Source organism: Mycolicibacterium anyangense (assembly GCF_010731855.1).
GTDB lineage: Bacteria > Actinomycetota > Actinomycetes > Mycobacteriales > Mycobacteriaceae > Mycobacterium > Mycobacterium anyangense.
The window spans coordinates 3,994,474-4,010,440 of the sequence record NZ_AP022620.1; the positions used below are offsets into that span (position 1 = coordinate 3,994,474).

At 64.6% G+C, this 15,967-nt stretch carries 9 protein-coding genes and 1 tRNA gene; 5 read left to right on the top strand and 5 right to left on the bottom strand.

Annotated features, from left to right (window positions below; genetic code table 11):
* Window positions 1-98 precede the first annotated feature (98 nt).
* From G6N35_RS18940 to G6N35_RS18960, 5 genes are all read right to left on the bottom strand, one after another.
* Window positions 99-2,522 carry an HsdM family class I SAM-dependent methyltransferase gene (locus tag G6N35_RS18940; protein ID WP_163805634.1) on the bottom strand — a complete coding sequence of 808 codons (2,424 nt, stop codon included), beginning with the start codon at window positions 2,520-2,522 and terminating at the stop codon, window positions 99-101.
* Window positions 2,523-2,599: 77 nt separating this feature from the next.
* Window positions 2,600-5,725, bottom strand: a complete 3,126-nt coding sequence (locus G6N35_RS18945) for a type I restriction endonuclease subunit R (protein WP_163805635.1) — start codon at window positions 5,723-5,725, stop codon at window positions 2,600-2,602.
* Window positions 5,726-5,727: 2 nt separating this feature from the next.
* Entirely contained in the window at window positions 5,728-6,993 is a 1,266-nt protein-coding gene (locus G6N35_RS18950) for a restriction endonuclease subunit S domain-containing protein (protein WP_246224378.1), read from the bottom strand.
* Window positions 6,990-8,726, bottom strand: a complete 1,737-nt coding sequence (locus tag G6N35_RS18955; protein ID WP_163805636.1) for a type I restriction-modification system subunit M — start codon at window positions 8,724-8,726, stop codon at window positions 6,990-6,992. Before G6N35_RS18955 ends, G6N35_RS18950 begins: the two co-directional genes overlap by 4 nt.
* Before the next feature lie 417 nt (window positions 8,727-9,143).
* Window positions 9,144-9,226, bottom strand: a tRNA-Leu gene (locus G6N35_RS18960).
* Between the two features lie 224 nt (window positions 9,227-9,450).
* On the opposite strand from G6N35_RS18960, the gene G6N35_RS18965 reads away from it, so the two are divergent.
* The 5 genes from G6N35_RS18965 to pbpA all read left to right on the top strand — a co-directional run bounded on the left by G6N35_RS18965 (window position 9,451) and on the right by pbpA (window position 15,939).
* Window positions 9,451-10,854, top strand: coding sequence for an FHA domain-containing protein (locus G6N35_RS18965; protein ID WP_163805637.1), 1,404 nt, complete (start codon window positions 9,451-9,453; stop codon window positions 10,852-10,854).
* A gap of 115 nt (window positions 10,855-10,969) precedes the next feature.
* A complete protein-coding gene (locus G6N35_RS18970; protein ID WP_163805638.1) occupies window positions 10,970-11,437 on the top strand; it encodes an FHA domain-containing protein FhaB/FipA in 468 nt (155 codons plus the stop codon).
* Window positions 11,434-12,990: a PP2C family protein-serine/threonine phosphatase gene (locus G6N35_RS18975; protein WP_163805639.1), complete on the top strand. Its 1,557-nt coding sequence runs from the start codon at window positions 11,434-11,436 to the stop codon at window positions 12,988-12,990. The genes G6N35_RS18970 and G6N35_RS18975 overlap by 4 nt, the downstream gene beginning before the upstream one ends.
* Before the next feature lie 70 nt (window positions 12,991-13,060).
* Entirely contained in the window at window positions 13,061-14,467 is a 1,407-nt protein-coding gene (locus tag G6N35_RS18980; RefSeq protein ID WP_163805640.1) for a peptidoglycan glycosyltransferase RodA, read from the top strand.
* On the top strand, window positions 14,464-15,939 hold the full coding sequence (pbpA, locus tag G6N35_RS18985) for a D,D-transpeptidase PbpA (RefSeq protein WP_163805641.1): 1,476 nt from the start codon (window positions 14,464-14,466) through the stop codon (window positions 15,937-15,939). The genes G6N35_RS18980 and pbpA overlap by 4 nt, the downstream gene beginning before the upstream one ends.
* The last annotated feature ends 28 nt before the right edge of the window (window positions 15,940-15,967 follow it).

A 15,967-nucleotide genomic window follows, 5' to 3' on the forward strand; every position in this document is an offset into this window, starting at 1 on the left:
CACTCTTCGCGGATGGCGGCTCCCCGCAAACGGCCAGCGGCAACTCCCATCGGCCAAGCCGTGGAAGAGTTGCAGCAGCGCGGTTACGGTCCTATACCTCAAGCAAGATCTCCGAACACAGGGCGGAAGCTCTCTGCGTCGGCCTGTACTTCGCTCTCCGGCCCATGCTGATAGCTGATCATGCGGACGCTGGGTCCTTCGGTTCGGTTGTAGAAGTAGGTCGTGTACTGGGCATTGCGTGGAGCCGCACGAAGTTGCACGAACGGCACGAGGCGCAACGGCGACTGCGCCCCTTCTCTTACCAGGTATAGCTCGCCATCGATCATCGGCTCTCCAACGCTGAAATCAGCCGTCCGGAAGGGGGACCGGGTTCCGATCGCGACCTCTGCGGCCTGGATGTAACCCTCCTGCGTGCGCCGGGTGCTGCCTGCCCTGACGAGTAAGAGTTGCGTCCAGACATTGCCGAGGAGCTGCCGAAGGCCAGCGAGATCCGCTTCAAGCGACGCGACCTGCGCTTCCCATTCTTCGCGGGATGTATGGCCAGTGTGTCCACTCCACCGATTGCGCTTGCCGTTCATCTCGTTGAACTTCTTCACGACGTCCTTCGAGATGAGCCTTTCGATTCCGGTCCTACTGAGGCCGGCGAACGCGTTTCGGATGCGCGCGACATCGTCAGGATCGTCACTCTCAAGTGCGCGGCGAAGTTCCTTGGAAGACTTCTCCGCGATGACTACCCAGGTTCCGAACGAAGCCCGTTCGATTCCCATGTGCTGTTCGCGCAACGTCTGCGAAATAGCAGCTTCAACGTCGCTGCTACTGCCCGGGTCCGAGCGGATCACCGAGAGAAGCACCGTCGCATGGAAGGTCACAATGGCTTCCCACGCATGGAGGTAGGCCCGCTGTTTGTCGCCTGGTGAAGTGGCGGTTTCGGCAGTCCAGAGGGCAGATGCCATGGGAAACGGGAGCTGGTCTATCCAAGCAAGCACCGACTCGTCGAATGCGCTCGCAATTCTCCCAACGACCTCCGCCGCGGTTTCCGACGCTAACCAGATGCTCTCTCGTAGCCGGATCAGTTCAGCGTGGTACGAGCCGAGCCTTTCGTCCGCTGATGCAAGAGCGAGTTGAACATTCTGCGGGGGCACCGGAACGATGAGTTCATCGGCCCACCGCAATAACGCCCTAGCGTCTGACCTCAGCGCCCGCACATGGGTGCCGGAGCTGCTGGCGTCGATTGCACGCAGTCTGCTCGCGACGCCTTGTTCTGAGTTGAGCCACGCCGCTAAGAAGGCGGGCTCGGCCACGTCAGGTTCGAGTTGGATCGCGAGCACGCGGCCGTTGGCTCCAGTATCAGTTATCTCGGTGGAGACCTTGCCGCTGCGGGTCGTCGGAATAAACACTTGTCCGTCGCCGGCGGTGGTCGATTCAGTTGTTGCTTCGGGCGTCCTGGTTAAGAGCTGGCTCAGCCGCCGAGTCGCCCACCCCTGCGCCTCAAGGGATTTCAAGAGTTCACGTGAGTCATCCCCGAAGAAGGGGCTGGGGTCGAGGTCAACGACCGTGGTTGGATCCGAGTCGATGAAAACGCCGGACTCTGGCCCGTACCGAGATTCCAGTAACGCCTCATTGATGGGCTCGCCGCAGTAGGTCGTAAGACGCCACGAGAGCCTGTGCCCAGAGTTCGACTCTCGGGAGGCGACGGCTTCGTTGCGGACAAGCTTCTCAACACTGATTGTGCGGTTTCGGGGTCCAGCTTTTCTCGTCCGAAGGCCTGACTCGAGCTCCCGGAACGCGGATCCGGGCATAGCGCGACCACGGCGGCTGGTCGTGAACTGCGTCTGCAGATCGGCGATCGCCACCTCGCCTCGCCCCGCTGCATCGGCACTGTTCGTGAAGGTCAAGAGGTGCAGCGCGATGGCCGTGTTCGGTGCTAGCCCCTCAGGCAGCCGTGTGACCGACTCGAGCAGCCCGGCCTCAACGATCCTCCGTCGCACGGCGCCGGTACCGCCTCCGACGCTCAACGCGCCAGGCGCAACCAGCGCCGCGACGCGTCCACCTCCCAAAGCTGCCGGTCGCAGCTTCTCCAAAGCCAACGATATGAAGAGCCAAGTACTGTCAGATTGCTGCGGAACGCCGAAGCGGAACGCGCCCAATTCTCGACGAGATTCCACAGCCGATGCTGAACCTGCCCAGTTCATACCCCACGGCGCGTCCACGATCACCAAATCGGCTTCAAAGTCGGCGTATTCGTCGTGCGCGAGTGTGTCGCCGACAGCGAGTTCAGCGTCTGGGACGGCTTCGAAGCGCCGGGAACTGGCCAACACCGCCTCCCGGTTGATGTCCTGGCCTCGATATCGGACCCGCACCCCAGCCGCTTGAAGCGCACCGACGAGCAGGAACCCCGCAAACCCAGAACCAGCTGCAGGATCCCAGACATCGATGGACGCACGTCTAGGGTCTAGGCGACTAAGGCATCCAACCGCAAGTGCCTGAGCCAACGACAAACTCGTGGTCTGCTCCTGGCTCACCGAAGTGTCTAAGACGTTCGCTTGCTGTGCATTCGGATCCTCGTCGAGGACGACTTGGAGGGCGGGGTGCTCTTGTCTCAAGACAGGCCCGCCTTGTCATCTTGTTCTACGACGACCTGGTAGAACCATTTTGCGATGTCGGAGATCAGATGCGTACGCCCGGGGGCGTTGGTGAAGAAGTAGTCGCTCATCTTCTCGTGCGCACCCTGGTTGTCAGCGACGGCGCCGGTCACAGCGTCATCAAAGTCCGGCGAGTCGACAAATTGCTTGGTGGAGTTCACTTTTGCCTGTTGTACGAGCGCGGCGTCATCGAGCAGTGTTCGTAGCAGCGCCTCCAGGAACGACACTTTCTGAGACTCGGTGAAGTCTTCTGAGCCGAAGAGATCGTTGAGCCGGTCGAGCACCTGCTGGAACGCGACCATCTTGGGATCACGTTTCTCACCCGAACCGACAGCCGTCATGCCGATTAGGCCGATGCGGGTGCCGAGGCCGATGTCGACGCGGCCGCGGTCGACCTGCTTAACCTGCTTGAGCACCACATCGGACAGGTCGATCGGCGCCGTGTAATTCTCCGGCCGGATCTCGGGCTCCAGCAGTCGCAGGTATCGGTGTTTCTTCTCCAGCGCCGTGTCGCCGTAGTTGATGACCTGACTCATGAAGTCATACAGCCGCACGAAGGATCCGACATCCTTGCGGAACATGTCCAACTTGGCCAGCGCCACCTTGTCACCCTCGCCGCCGTTGTCGAGCAGCGCGGACTGATACCGGTCCGCGAATCGCTTGCGCCCGTACTCGACCGACGCCGACAGCTTCCCGTGTTCACCGCGGGACGCGGCTTCGAAGCAAGCGTCGATCTCGGCTGTGGTGTAGATGCCGGCGGTATCGAGTTTCGTCGACAGGTCGTGCACCAGATTCGGATTGGTCGCAGTCTCCAGATGCGCATCGACGTAGTACGGCTCGAACGCCTCCTGGATCGCGGCCGGTTCGTTGACGAAATCGACCACCTGGGTCAGCCCCGAGGTCTTCTGAATCCCCGACGGGGTGCGGTAGGTGCGATTGAGACGTGACAGGGTCTGCACCGCGGTGATGTTCGGCAGACGACGGTCGACGTACATCGCGCACAGCAGCGGCTGATCGAACCCGGTCTGAAACTTGTTGGCCACGATCATCACCCGGTACTGGTCGCCACGAAACGCTGTCCGCAGATCATGCACGCCCGGGTTCATGGTGGCCTCGGTGAAGTCCTCGGGCCCAGACTCGGGGTCGCGCACCACCCCGGAAAACGCCACCAGAGTGCCGTACCCGTAGCCTTTCCGCTTCACCTCGTCATCGATGGCTTTCTTGTAGCGAACCGCGGCCTTGCGCGAGTCGGTGACCACCATCGCCTTGGCATGCCCGTCGAGCAGATGCGCGACGTTCTCGCGGAAGTGCTCGATGATGATCGCCGCTTTCTGCGTGATCGTCTGCGGGTTCAGCTTCACCCACCGCATGACTTCCTTGGTGGCCTGGGACTGGTCGACCTCGTTCTCCGCTGCGGCATTCTGCGCGATCTGGAACGCCAACTTGAACGAGTGATACCCGGTCAGCACGTCGAGGATGTAGCCCTCTGCGATCGCCTGTTTCATCGTGTACACGTGAAACGGCGCCGGCAGGCCACCGCCGGCCGGTTCGCGACCGAACAACTCCAGCGTCTTAGCTTTCGGCGTCGCGGTGAACGCGAAGTAGGAGATGTTGGTCGACTCCGCGCGTTCGGTCATCTCGGCGGCTAGGACCGCTTCGGCGTCGATCTCGCCGCCGTCTTCCAGATCGGCTTGTTCGTCGGCCGTCAGCACCTCTTTGAGCCGGTTGGCGGTCTGCCCGGACTGGGACGAGTGCGCCTCGTCGGCGATCACCGCGAACGTCTTGCCCCTGAGTCCCTTGTTCTTCCGGATCGCATCCATCGCGTGCGGGAAGGTCTGGAGGGTGACGACGACGATCAGCTTGCCGCCGGTCAGCGCCTGGGCCAGCAGCCCGGCTTTCGACTTCACTTCGTCGCCGGCCTTGGCGATCTCGCTGCGGTCGATGGCCACCACGATGCCGGCGTCGTTGTCGATCTGCTTGATCGCGTCCTGCAACTGCGCGTCGAGGACGTTTCGGTCGGTCACCACGATGACCGAGTCGAACACCTTCTGGTTGTCAACCTGCAGCCGCGCCATCCGGTGCGCGGTCCACGCAATTGAATCGGTCTTGCCCGACCCGGCAGAATGCTGGATCAGGTAGCGCTTGCCGACGCCTTCGGCGGTGACGGCAGCGGTGAGTTTGGTGACGACCTCCCACTGATGGAACCGCGGGAACCGCAACAAGGCGGACTTGGTGGTCTTTCCGCTGATCGGGTCGGTCGACGATTCGTGCTTGATGTACATGAGCCGACCGAAGATGTTGAGCCAAGCGTCGCGTTGCAGCACCCGCTCCCACAGGTAGGCGCTGCGGGCCCCTTCAGGATTCTGCGGGTTACCGGGCCCGCCGTCCTCGGCGCCGCGGTTGAACGGCAGAAAATGGGTCTTGTCGCCGGCCAGCGCGGTGGTCATCCACACCTCGGCCTCGGTCACCGCGAAGTGCACCAGGGCGCGGGCACCGGAGACAAACAATGGCTGAATCTTGCCGGTGGCAGGGTCTTTCGGTAGCCGCGTGGTCCGGTATTGGGCGATTGCATCGGTGATCGTCTGGGTGAAGTCAGTTTTCAGCTCCGCGGTGGCCACAGGCAGGCCGTTGATGAAGAACACCAGATCCACCGACCGGTTGTCGCAGGTGGAGAAATGCACCTGGCGCATCACCCGAAGGCGCACCGCGTCGTAGTCGGCGTTGCGTTTCGCATTCAGCGTCGACTCGGGCTTGAACACGCACATCTCGAATTTCGCCGCCAGGTGCGAAAATCCTTTGCGCAGCAGATTCAGTGTCCCGCCACCGTTGTCGAGCGGGATGTCGAGAACTTTGACGATCCGGTCCAGCAGCTGGTCCTGTTGCTTGGCGGCGTCACCGGAGCCGGACTTGACGACCTTGGCCAACTGTTCGGACTGGGTTTCGGCCAACCAGCCCAGAATGTCCTCGGGGAATACGGCACGTTCGCGGTCGTAGCCGCCGTCGTTGGGGGAATAGAACCAACCGCGGTCGGCCAGATACTCGGCGAGTTCGCGTTCGAACTCAATCTCGTTGTGCACCGCCACGATCAGGCCACCTCACCGCGCACATCGATCTGACCGGTCACCGCCGCGGTGATCAGCGCCGAACGCCGCTCCCGCGACAGCTCGATGAACCGCTCCGTCTCCGCGACCAAGGTGTCAATCTTGGCGGTCTGCTCATCGAGATAAGCGACGATGCGGCGCTGCTCCTCCGGCGGGGGAAGGGCTACGCGCATCTGCGCGAGATGAGACGGACCGAAATGCTGAATAGTAGAACCGGTCTTCATAGATTCGACTTGGTGCATAAATTCGTCTGACACCACGAACCACCGAACGAAGGCAGCGGTCATCTGGCCAGGTTTCATCCGAATCAAGCCTGTATAGGGCACTGCCCCGACTACGTCATCACTGACTACCTCAGAGACAGTTCCCATGCTGGCGCTAGCGCTAATAAGCAGGTCTCCCCGCTCCACCTGAAAGTGGGCCCACCTTCGAGCGACAGCTTCGGGGTCCAGGTAGTTGCACCCGGCCAGAGAAACAGTTGACGTACGCACGCCGCTGACGCGAAGCAAGGGCACTCCCTCGTCTCTGAAATCAGCCGCCAGGATGCCGGGGCCTTCCTGGTAAGTAAGCGCATGTCGGAGCGGCATAACTGGCCAATGCCGGGGGACGTACGGAACTGCACCCAACCCCGATGGTTTGAATTCCACCGAACGATCTAAGCCGCTTCCAACCGCGTGTGAAATAACCGACGAACGTCGCTCCCGCAGCATCTCCACCAGCCGCCGCTGCTCCTCAATGAGCGTGTCGATGCGGGCCGTTTCGCGGTCAAGGTAGTCGGCGATCGCGCGCTGCTTGTCCAGAGATTCGAGTTCGATGCGCATCGAGTGGAGATCGCTCACATTCAGGCGAGGAGTGCGGACGTTCCCCGCTTCCGTTCCTCCGATACCGCGTACAAGGCTAGCCATTTCAGACACCGTTGATGTGCTCGTTAGGTAGTAGTTGAGCCAGCGGTGCTCGACCAACGGTGACACGCGGAGAACTGAATAGTCGGGACTGACGACGCCGTCTTCTGGAGCGATGCCGAGCGCTCCTTGGAACGCGCGCATGCGGTTTATGACAAGGTCGCCGGCGCGGCCTATCTTGTAGTTCGAGAGGTCTTCTGCGGCTGCCCGTGTGGTGGTGTCTTCTGCTTCACGCCGCTGCACGCCACGGGTGATCGACACCGACAGCAGCGGTAGGGTGGCGACTCGCTCACCCGCCCGCTCATCCCGCTCATCAAGCAGCCACTTGAGGCGTACCGATTCTGTCACCCCTCCACCTCCCGCAGTAGCTCTAGGATCTTGGCTATCTGCTTCTCCAGGTCGGCGTCGATCTCGGCGAGCGGGCGCGGTGGCACGTATTTGAAGAAGTGGCGGGTGAACGGGATCTCGTATCCCACTTTGGTTTTCTTCATGTCGACCCATGCGTCTGGCACGTGCGGCAGCACCTCGGCGGCGACATACGCCTTGATCGTCGCGTCCCGGGCAGCATCGCCATCGGTGTTTCCACCGTAGGTGAAGGGGATGTTTTCAGTGTCACGCCTCTTTGTATCGGGCTTAGGTTTGCCCTTGCCGTCGATGACCGGGGTGCCGTTCTCGTCGTGCAGTGGGCGCTCGACGGTGATCGTCCAGTAGGCGAAGTCGTTGGCGGTGAACACTTTCGAGTAGCCGGCGTCGGCCTCATCGAACGCGTCATATAGCGCGAGGATCCGATTGCGGGCAGCCTCGTCGACCTCGCGGTTCTTCGAGCCGAGGTTCTTGCGGATCTTCGTCCAGAAAGAGGTCGCGTCTATCAACTGGACCTTGCCTTGCCGTTCAACACGTTTCGTATTGTCCAGCAGCCAGATGTAGGTGGCGATGCCGGTGTTGAAGAACATGTTGGTCGGCAACGCGATGATCGCCTCCACCAAATCTGACTCCAGCAGCCATTGCCGGATCTTCGAAGGCCCGGACTCGGCGGCGCCGTTGAAGAGCGGGGAGCCGTTGAGCACGATGCCGGCGCGGCCGCCACCCTCATGGGAGGGCCGCATCTTGTGCGCCAGGTGAGTCAGGAACAGCATTTGGCCGTCCCCGACCGAGGGAAGGCCGTGGGAGAACCGCGAACCTTGGGCGAGTGCTTCCTTCTCCACTGCGTCCTTAGACGCCTTCCAGTCGAATCCGTATGGCGGATTGGACATGCAGAAGTCGAAGGTGCGGTCCCAGAACTGATCATCGGAAAGGGTGTCGCCGAGGCGGATGTTGCCAGCATCCTGTCCCTTGGCGAGCATGTCGGACTTGCAGATGGCGTAGGACTGGTCGTTGATCTCCTGCCCGTAAAGCCGAAGCCGGGCATCCGGGTTCCGTTCCAACAGTCGTTCCTCGGCGACTGACAGCATGCCGCCGGTGCCGGCGGTGGGGTCGTAGATGGAGCGGATGGTGCCCGGTTCCAGCAGTGCTTCGCTGGCCTCGGCGAACAGCAGGTCGACCATCAGTCGGATCGCGTCCCGCGGGGTGTAGTGCTCGCCGGCCTCCTCATTGGATGCTTCGGCGAACTTGTAGATCAAGAATTCGAACAAGTCGCCCATCTCGGCGTTGGGCACCGTGTCCGGGTGTAGGTCGACCTCGGCGAATTTCGATGTGATCAAGTACAGCCGGTTCTTCTCGTCGAGGGTGGCCAGTTCGTTGTCGAACTTGTATCGCTCGAACACGTCGATGTTGGCCGAGAACCCGGTGATGTAGTCGACCAGGTTGGCCCGCAGGCCCTCTGGCTCCTTCAGCAACAGGTCGAAGTCGAAAGCGCTGGTGTTGTAGAAGCTCAGGCCGGTCTTGCGCTTGACCTGCACATCCAGGGCACCGCCGCTGTACTTCTCAGCTAGGACCCGCACCTCGTCGCGGGTGGGCTCCAGTATGCAGTCCAGGCGCCGCAGGATCGTGAACGGCAGAATCACCCCGCCGTACTGATGCGGTTTGTAGACCCCACGCAGTTGATCGGCGATCCCCCACACGAAGTTGCCCAGTTTGCTCAAGTGCAGACTCCCCCACCATCTAGTCCGAGTTACTGTTTCCAGCATCTTGGCGCATCCGGCAATCGGTGGTTCGCTTTCTCATCCTGCCGTGTCGGGGGTCCGCACACCGGGAAGTAGCGCGAGCAACAGCGGTACGTAGCTTGCTCGCGGTGCGAGGGTGCGAGGGTGCGAGCCAGTGAACACCTGCGGCCGACCACGCAACGAGAGCCCGGCACCGTCCGGCGGGGACTTTGAGAATCAGCACCCAGCTATGCGGCGTCGGTGACCGCGCGGCTGACAGACACGGGAGTTAGCAGCCGAAGTCCCCGACCCCGCCGAGAAAATACCTACCGACTGGAGAACCCCGCTAAACACAAAGGTCACGAACCATTTCTGGTTCGTGACCTTTGTCGTCGCAGTTCATAGAACCGCTCAATGTGGGCGAAGGGGGACTTGAACCCCCACGTCCCGAAGGACACTGGCACCTGAAGCCAGCGCGTCTGCCATTCCGCCACTCGCCCGAAACAACCCGGGGAGCGTATCAGGTCTACCGGATGATCCCCAACTCGCGCCCACGGCTTCCCGCTACTCTACGGCCCAGGTCACAGTCCCAGCCTCGGGGCCCTGACCTGCTGTAATCCGATTCTCAGAGTTCTCATGGTGACGATGCCTTCACCTGGGCCGATACCATGCAAGGGAAAGAAGCGGCGGTGCGACACGCGCCGGACTCGAGGCAGGCGGTGAGATGAGTAACCAGAGAGGTCTGGTTCAACGCATCGAGCGCAAACTCGAGAACACGGTGGGCGATGCCGTTGCCCGGGTATTCGGTGGGTCGATCGTTCCGCAGGAAGTGGAAGCACTACTACGCCGGGAGGCCTCCGATGGTGTGCAAACACTGCAAGGTGGCCGTCTGTTGGCACCCAACGAGTACGTCATTACCCTCAGTGGGTCCGACTTCGAGAAGGTCAACGCCGACCGCGATGTCACCTCGGACACTTTTGCCAGACACTTGGGGGGATACCTCCGGGAACAAGGGTGGCAAACGTATGGTGATGTCGTCGTCAGGTTCGAGCAGTCGCAGAACCTGCACACTGGCCAGTACCGTGCCCGTGGCGTCGTCAATCCGGACGCCAGCCCCCACCCGACCGCAGGCGCACCCGCCCCAGCACAATCGAAAGATGCGTTCACCGCAGAACCAGGAGTACCACCGATGAGCGACAACCCGAGCTACCGCGGCGACCAGGGTCAGGGGCGGCCCGCCGACGACTACTACGAGGACCGCTACGCCCGTCCCCAGGACGAGCAGCGTGGTGGCGCTCCCGAGCAGCGCGGCCCGTACCCGCCCGAGGACCGTGGCGGATACGCCCCGCCGAACGATCCGAACTACCCGCCCCGCGGCGGCTACCCCGAGCAGGGCGGCTACCAGCAGGGCTATCCGAGCCAGGGCGGCTACGAGCAGCGCCCGCCGGCCGGCTACGGCGGCGGCTACGACCAGGGTTACCGCCAGCCGCCCCCCGGCTACGGCCCGCCCCCGCAGGCCCCGTACGGCCCGCCGGCTGGTGGTGGCTACGGCGCCCCGTCGAATGACTACGACTACGGCCGCGCACCGGGCCGCCACGAGGAGCCCGGCTACGGCCGTCCCGAGCCGCGGCCGGCCTACCCGGATCAGGGTGGCTACGAGCAGCAGCAGGGCTACCCCGGCCAGGGCGGTTACGGCCGTCAGGACTACGCCCAGCCCGACTACCCCCGCTACGAGCAAGGCGGTTATGGCGAACAGGGCCGCGACTACGACTACGGCCAGCCCGCCGGCGGCGGCTACGCCGGGTACGGCCAGGCGCCGGCCGGCGAGTACCCGAGTGCCGGCCACAACGTCACCCTGCAGCTCGACGACGGCAGCGGACGCACCTACCAGCTGCGCGAAGGCGCCAACGTCATCGGCCGCGGGCAGGACGCGCAGTTCCGGTTGCCCGACACCGGGGTGTCGCGCCGGCATCTGGAGATCCGCTGGGACGGCCAGGTGGCGTTGCTCTCGGACCTCAACTCGACCAACGGCACGACGGTCAACAACGCGCCCGTCCAAGAGTGGCAGCTGGCCGACGGTGACGTCATCCGGCTCGGCCACTCCGAGATCATCGTCCGCGTTCACTGAGGCCGGCGGGGGGCCGCGCCTTGGGCGAAGCTGTGTGGCTTCACCTTCGGGTCCTGCAGCGTCCAAGTATCGTGACGGTGCTGCGATTGCGGCGCGAGGACGGAGAGGACGCCGGATGCAGGGACTAGTTCTGCAGCTGACGCGTGCCGGTTTCCTGCTGCTGCTGTGGCTGTTCATCTGGTCGGTGCTGCGCATCCTGCGCAACGACATCTACGCACCCACCGGCGCGGTGATGGTGCGGCGCGGCCTCGCGCTGCGGGGTGCGCTGCTGCCGTCTCGCCAGCAGCGCAGCAGCGCCCGCTACCTGGTGGTCACCGACGGTGCCCTGGCCGGGACCCGCATCACGCTCGGCAGCCAGCCGGTGCTGATCGGCCGGGCCGATGACTCCACTCTGGTCCTCACCGACGACTACGCCTCCACCCGGCACGCCCGGCTGTCCCAGCGGGGTCCGGACTGGTATGTCGAAGACCTAGGATCGACCAACGGCACATACCTCGACAGGGCGAAGGTGACCACGGCAGTTCGCGTTCCGATCGGCACGCCGGTACACATCGGCAAGACGGTAATCGAGCTGCGCCCGTGACCCTCGTCCTGCGCTACGCCGCCCGAAGCGACCGCGGCCTGGTCCGCGCCAACAACGAAGACTCGGTGTACGCCGGTGCACGCCTGCTGGCGCTGGCCGACGGCATGGGTGGTCACGCCGCCGGTGAGGTGGCCTCCCAGCTGGTGATCGCCGCGCTGGCCCACCTCGATGACGACGAGCCCGGTGGCGACCTGCTGAGCAAGCTGGACGACGCGGTGCACCAGGGCAACTCGGCGATCGCCGCGCACGTGGAGATGGAACCCGAACTGGAAGGCATGGGCACCACGCTCACCGCAATCCTGTTCGCCGGCAACAGACTTGGCTTGGTCCACATCGGCGACTCGCGCGGGTATCTGCTGCGCGACGGTGAGCTGACCCAGATCACCAAGGACGACACGTTCGTCCAGACCCTGGTCGACGAGGGCCGGATCACCGCCGAGGAGGCGCACAGCCACCCGCAGCGCTCCCTGATCATGCGGGCGCTGACCGGTCACGAGGTCGAGCCGACGCTGATCATGCGAGAGGCCCGCGAAGGCGACCGTTACCTGCTGTGCTCCGACGGCCTGTCCGACCCGGTCAGCTTCGACACCATCGCCGAAGCGCTGCAGATCCCGGATGTCGCCGAGAGTGCCGACCGGCTCATCGAACTGGCGCTGCGCGGCGGCGGCCCGGACAACGTCACCGTGGTGGTGGCCGACGTCGTCGACTACGACTACGGCGGCCAGACCCAGCCGATCCTGGCCGGGGCAGTCTCCGGGGACGACGATCACGTCGCACCACCGAACACCGCTGCCGGGCGCGCATCGGCGATCAACCCGCGGCCCAATGTCGCCAAACGGGTGGTGGCCGAGCCCGAACCACCGCCAAAACCGCGCTCCCACAAGCGAATGTTCATCGTCGCCGCATTGGTGGTCCTGCTCGCGATCGCCGGCCTGGTGGTGGGCCGCGAGATCATCCGCAGCAACTACTACGTCAGTGCCCATGACGGCACGGTGGCGATCATGCGGGGAATCCAGGGTTCGATCCTGGGCTACCCGCTACAGGAGCCCTACCTGCTGGGCTGTCTGAACGACCGCGGCGAGTTGTCCCAGATCAGCTACGGCCAGTCCACCGATCCGCTGGGCTGCACGCTGATGCGGCTGCAGGATCTGCGGCCCTCTGAGCGCACCCAGGTCTCGGCCGGACTGCCGGCCGGCAGCCTGGACAACGCCATCGGCCAGCTTCGCGAACTCGCCCGCGGCTCGCTGCTGCCGCCGTGCGCGCCCGCTCCGGCCCCCACGCCGGCGCCCGCGCCGATCCCGCCACCGGCGCCCGCACCGAGCTCAGCTCCAGCACCCGGCCCGACCTCGGCCGCCCGCCCGTCGACTCCGGCACCCACGTCGGCTTCGCCACGCACCACCCCGGCGCCGCCGACAAGCCCGACGTCGAGCGAAAGCGCCTCGGCGGCAACGGATTCGGCGACACCGCCGGCGCTCCCGAGCCCCGCCCCGACGGTGACCCAATTACCGGCGCCACCCCAGAAGCCGGGTGTCGACTGCCGGGCGGCGGCATGAGCACCACCCGAAGGCGATCGCGAGTGAGGATCGCAGCGCAGCAAGGACCGCAGCGAGCGGGAGCCGAGGCATGAGCACCCAGCCCCAGGCCCCCGTGGTGGTAGCGACCGCGACCCCGACTCGGCGTAACACCGAGCTGGCGTTGCTGATCTTCGCCACCATCATCACCCTCGTCGCCCTGATGATCGTGGAGGCCAACCAGGAGCAGGGCATCAGCTGGGATCTGGCCAGTTCCACGCTGGCCTTCCTGACGCTGTTCATCTGCGCGCACCTGGCCATCCGGCGCTTCGCGCCCTACGCCGATCCGGTGCTGCTGCCGATCGTGGCTCTGCTCAACGGTCTTGGGCTGGTGATGATCCACCGCCTCGACTTGGTGCCCGGCGCGCTGCAGGCATCGGACAAGGGCCCCAGTGACTCCCAGCAGATGCTCTGGACGCTGGTCGGTGTCGTCGGTTTCTCGCTGCTGGTGGTGTTCCTCAAGGATCACCGCATCCTGGCCCGCTACGGCTACCTCTGTGGCCTGGTCGGCCTGGTGCTGCTGGTCATCCCGGCCCTGCTGCCCGCCCGCTTCTCCGAGACCAACGGCGCCAAGATCTGGATTCGGTTCCCCGGCTTCAGTATTCAGCCCGCGGAGTTCTCCAAGATTCTGCTGCTGATCTTCTTCGCCGCCGTTCTGGTGGCCAAGCGCAGCCTGTTCACCAGCGCCGGTAAACACGTGCTGGGCATGGACCTGCCGCGCCCGCGGGACCTGGCCCCGCTGCTGGTGGCCTGGATCGCCTCGGTGGGTGTGATGGTCTTCGAGAAGGACCTGGGCACCTCGCTGCTGCTCTACGCGTCGTTCCTGGTGATCGTCTACATCGCCACCGAACGGTTCAGCTGGGTGGCGATCGGTTTGACGCTGTTCGCCGCCGGCAGCGTGGTGGCCTATCACCTGTTCGCCCATGTGCGGGTACGGGTGGAGAACTGGCTGGACCCCTTCGCCGACCCCGAGGGCACCGGCTACCAGATGGTGCAGGCACAGTTCAGCTTCGCCACCGGCGGCATCTTCGGCACCGGCTTGGGCAACGGCCAGCCGGGTACCGTTCCGGCCGCCTCCACCGACTTCATCATCGCCGCTGTCGGTGAGGAGCTGGGTCTGGTGGGCCTGGCCGGGGTGCTGATGCTCTACACGATCCTGATCGTGCGCGGCCTGCGCACCGCGATCGCCGTGCGCGACAGCTTCGGCAAGCTGCTGGCCGCCGGCCTGGCCTCGACGCTGGCCATCCAGTTGTTCATCGTCGTCGGCGGGGTCACCGGCCTGATCCCGCTGACCGGTCTGACCACGCCGTGGATGTCCTACGGCGGTTCGTCACTGGTGGCCAACTATCTGCTGCTGGCGATCCTGGTGAAGATCTCGCATGCGGCCCGGCGCCCGATCATGACCAGCCCGCACACCCCGATCGCGGTGGCCAGCACCGAGGTGATCGACCGGGTATGAACACCACACTGCGCCGTATCTCGATCATGATCATGGCCCTGATCGTGCTGCTGCTGATCAATGCGACGGTCACCCAGGTGTTCCGCGCCGACGGATTGCGCGCCGATCCGCGCAACCAGCGGGTGCTGCTCGACGAGTACTCGCGCCAGCGCGGGCAGATCACCGCCGGCGGCCAGCTGCTGGCCTACTCGGTGTCGACCAACGGCCACTACCGGTTCCTGCGGGTGTACCCGAATCCCTTCGTCTACGCCCCGGTGACGGGCTTCTACTCGTTGCGTTACTCCAGCAGCGGCCTGGAGCGCGCCGAGGACAGCATTCTCAACGGCTCCGATCAACGGCTGTTCGGCCGCCGGCTGGCCGACTTCTTCACCGGCCGCGACCCACGGGGCGGCAATGTGGACACCACGATCGTGCCGCGGGTGCAGCAGGCCGCCTGGGACGCGATGCAGCAGGGCTGCAGCGGGCCGTGCAAGGGCTCGGTGGTGGCCCTGGAGCCGTCCACCGGCAAGATCCTGGCAATGGTCTCCGCGCCGTCGTACGACCCCAACCTGCTGGCCACCCACGACACCGACGAGCAAGGCAAGGCCTGGCAGCAGTTGCGTGACGACCCGGGCTCGCCGCTGACCAACCGCGCGATCTCCGAGACCTTCCCGCCCGGATCGACGTTCAAGGTGATCACCACCGCCGCCGCCCTGCAGGCCGGCATCAACGACACCGATCAGCTCACGGCGTCCCCGCAGATCCAGCTGCCCAACAGCACCGCGACCTTGGAGAACTACGGCGGCTCCCCGTGCGGCACCGCGCCAACGGCGTCGCTGCGCGAGGCGTTCGCCCGGTCCTGCAATACCGCGTTCGTGGAACTGGGTATCCGGGTAGGTGCCGATGCGCTGCGCAACACCGCGCAAGCGTTCGGGCTCGACAGTGCACCCGCGCCGATCCCACTGGAGGTCGCCGAGTCCACCGTGGGTCCGATCGCGGACGCCGCGGCACTGGGTATGTCGAGCATGGGGCAGAAGGACGTGGCTGTGACACCGCTGCAGAACGCCGAGGTGGCGGCGACCATCGCCAACTCCGGGGTGTTGATGCAGCCCTATCTGGTGGACAGCCTGCGCGGACCGGACCTGTCGAATATCGCCACCACGGCGCCCCAGGAGCAGCGGCGTGCGATTTCTCCACAGGTCGCGGCTAAGCTAACTGATTTGATGATCGGCGCCGAACAGCAAACCCAGCAAAAGGGAGCCATTCCCGGCGTCCAGATCGCTTCCAAGACCGGTACCGCCGAACACGGCACCGACCCGAGGAACACACCCCCACATGCCTGGTACATCGCGTTCGCCCCGGCCCAGAGCCCGAAGGTGGCCGTCGCGGTGCTAGTCGAGAACGGTGGAGACCGACTGTCGGCGACCGGCGGGGCGCTGGCCGCCCCGATCGGGCGGGCAACGATCGCCGCAGCATTGCAGGGGGCATCATGAGCCCGCGCAGGCGAGCGAAGCGAGGCAA

What these genes read in the sequence shown, in the direction of transcription:
- G6N35_RS18965 (WP_163805637.1), top strand. Translation starts at nt 9,451, where the DNA reads ATGAGTAACCAGAGAGGTCTGGTTCAACGCATCGAGCGCAAACTCGAG.
- G6N35_RS18970 (WP_163805638.1), top strand. Translation starts at nt 10,970, where the DNA reads ATGCAGGGACTAGTTCTGCAGCTGACGCGTGCCGGTTTCCTGCTGCTG.
- G6N35_RS18980 (WP_163805640.1), top strand. Translation starts at nt 13,061, where the DNA reads ATGAGCACCCAGCCCCAGGCCCCCGTGGTGGTAGCGACCGCGACCCCG.
- pbpA (WP_163805641.1), top strand. Translation starts at nt 14,464, where the DNA reads ATGAACACCACACTGCGCCGTATCTCGATCATGATCATGGCCCTGATC.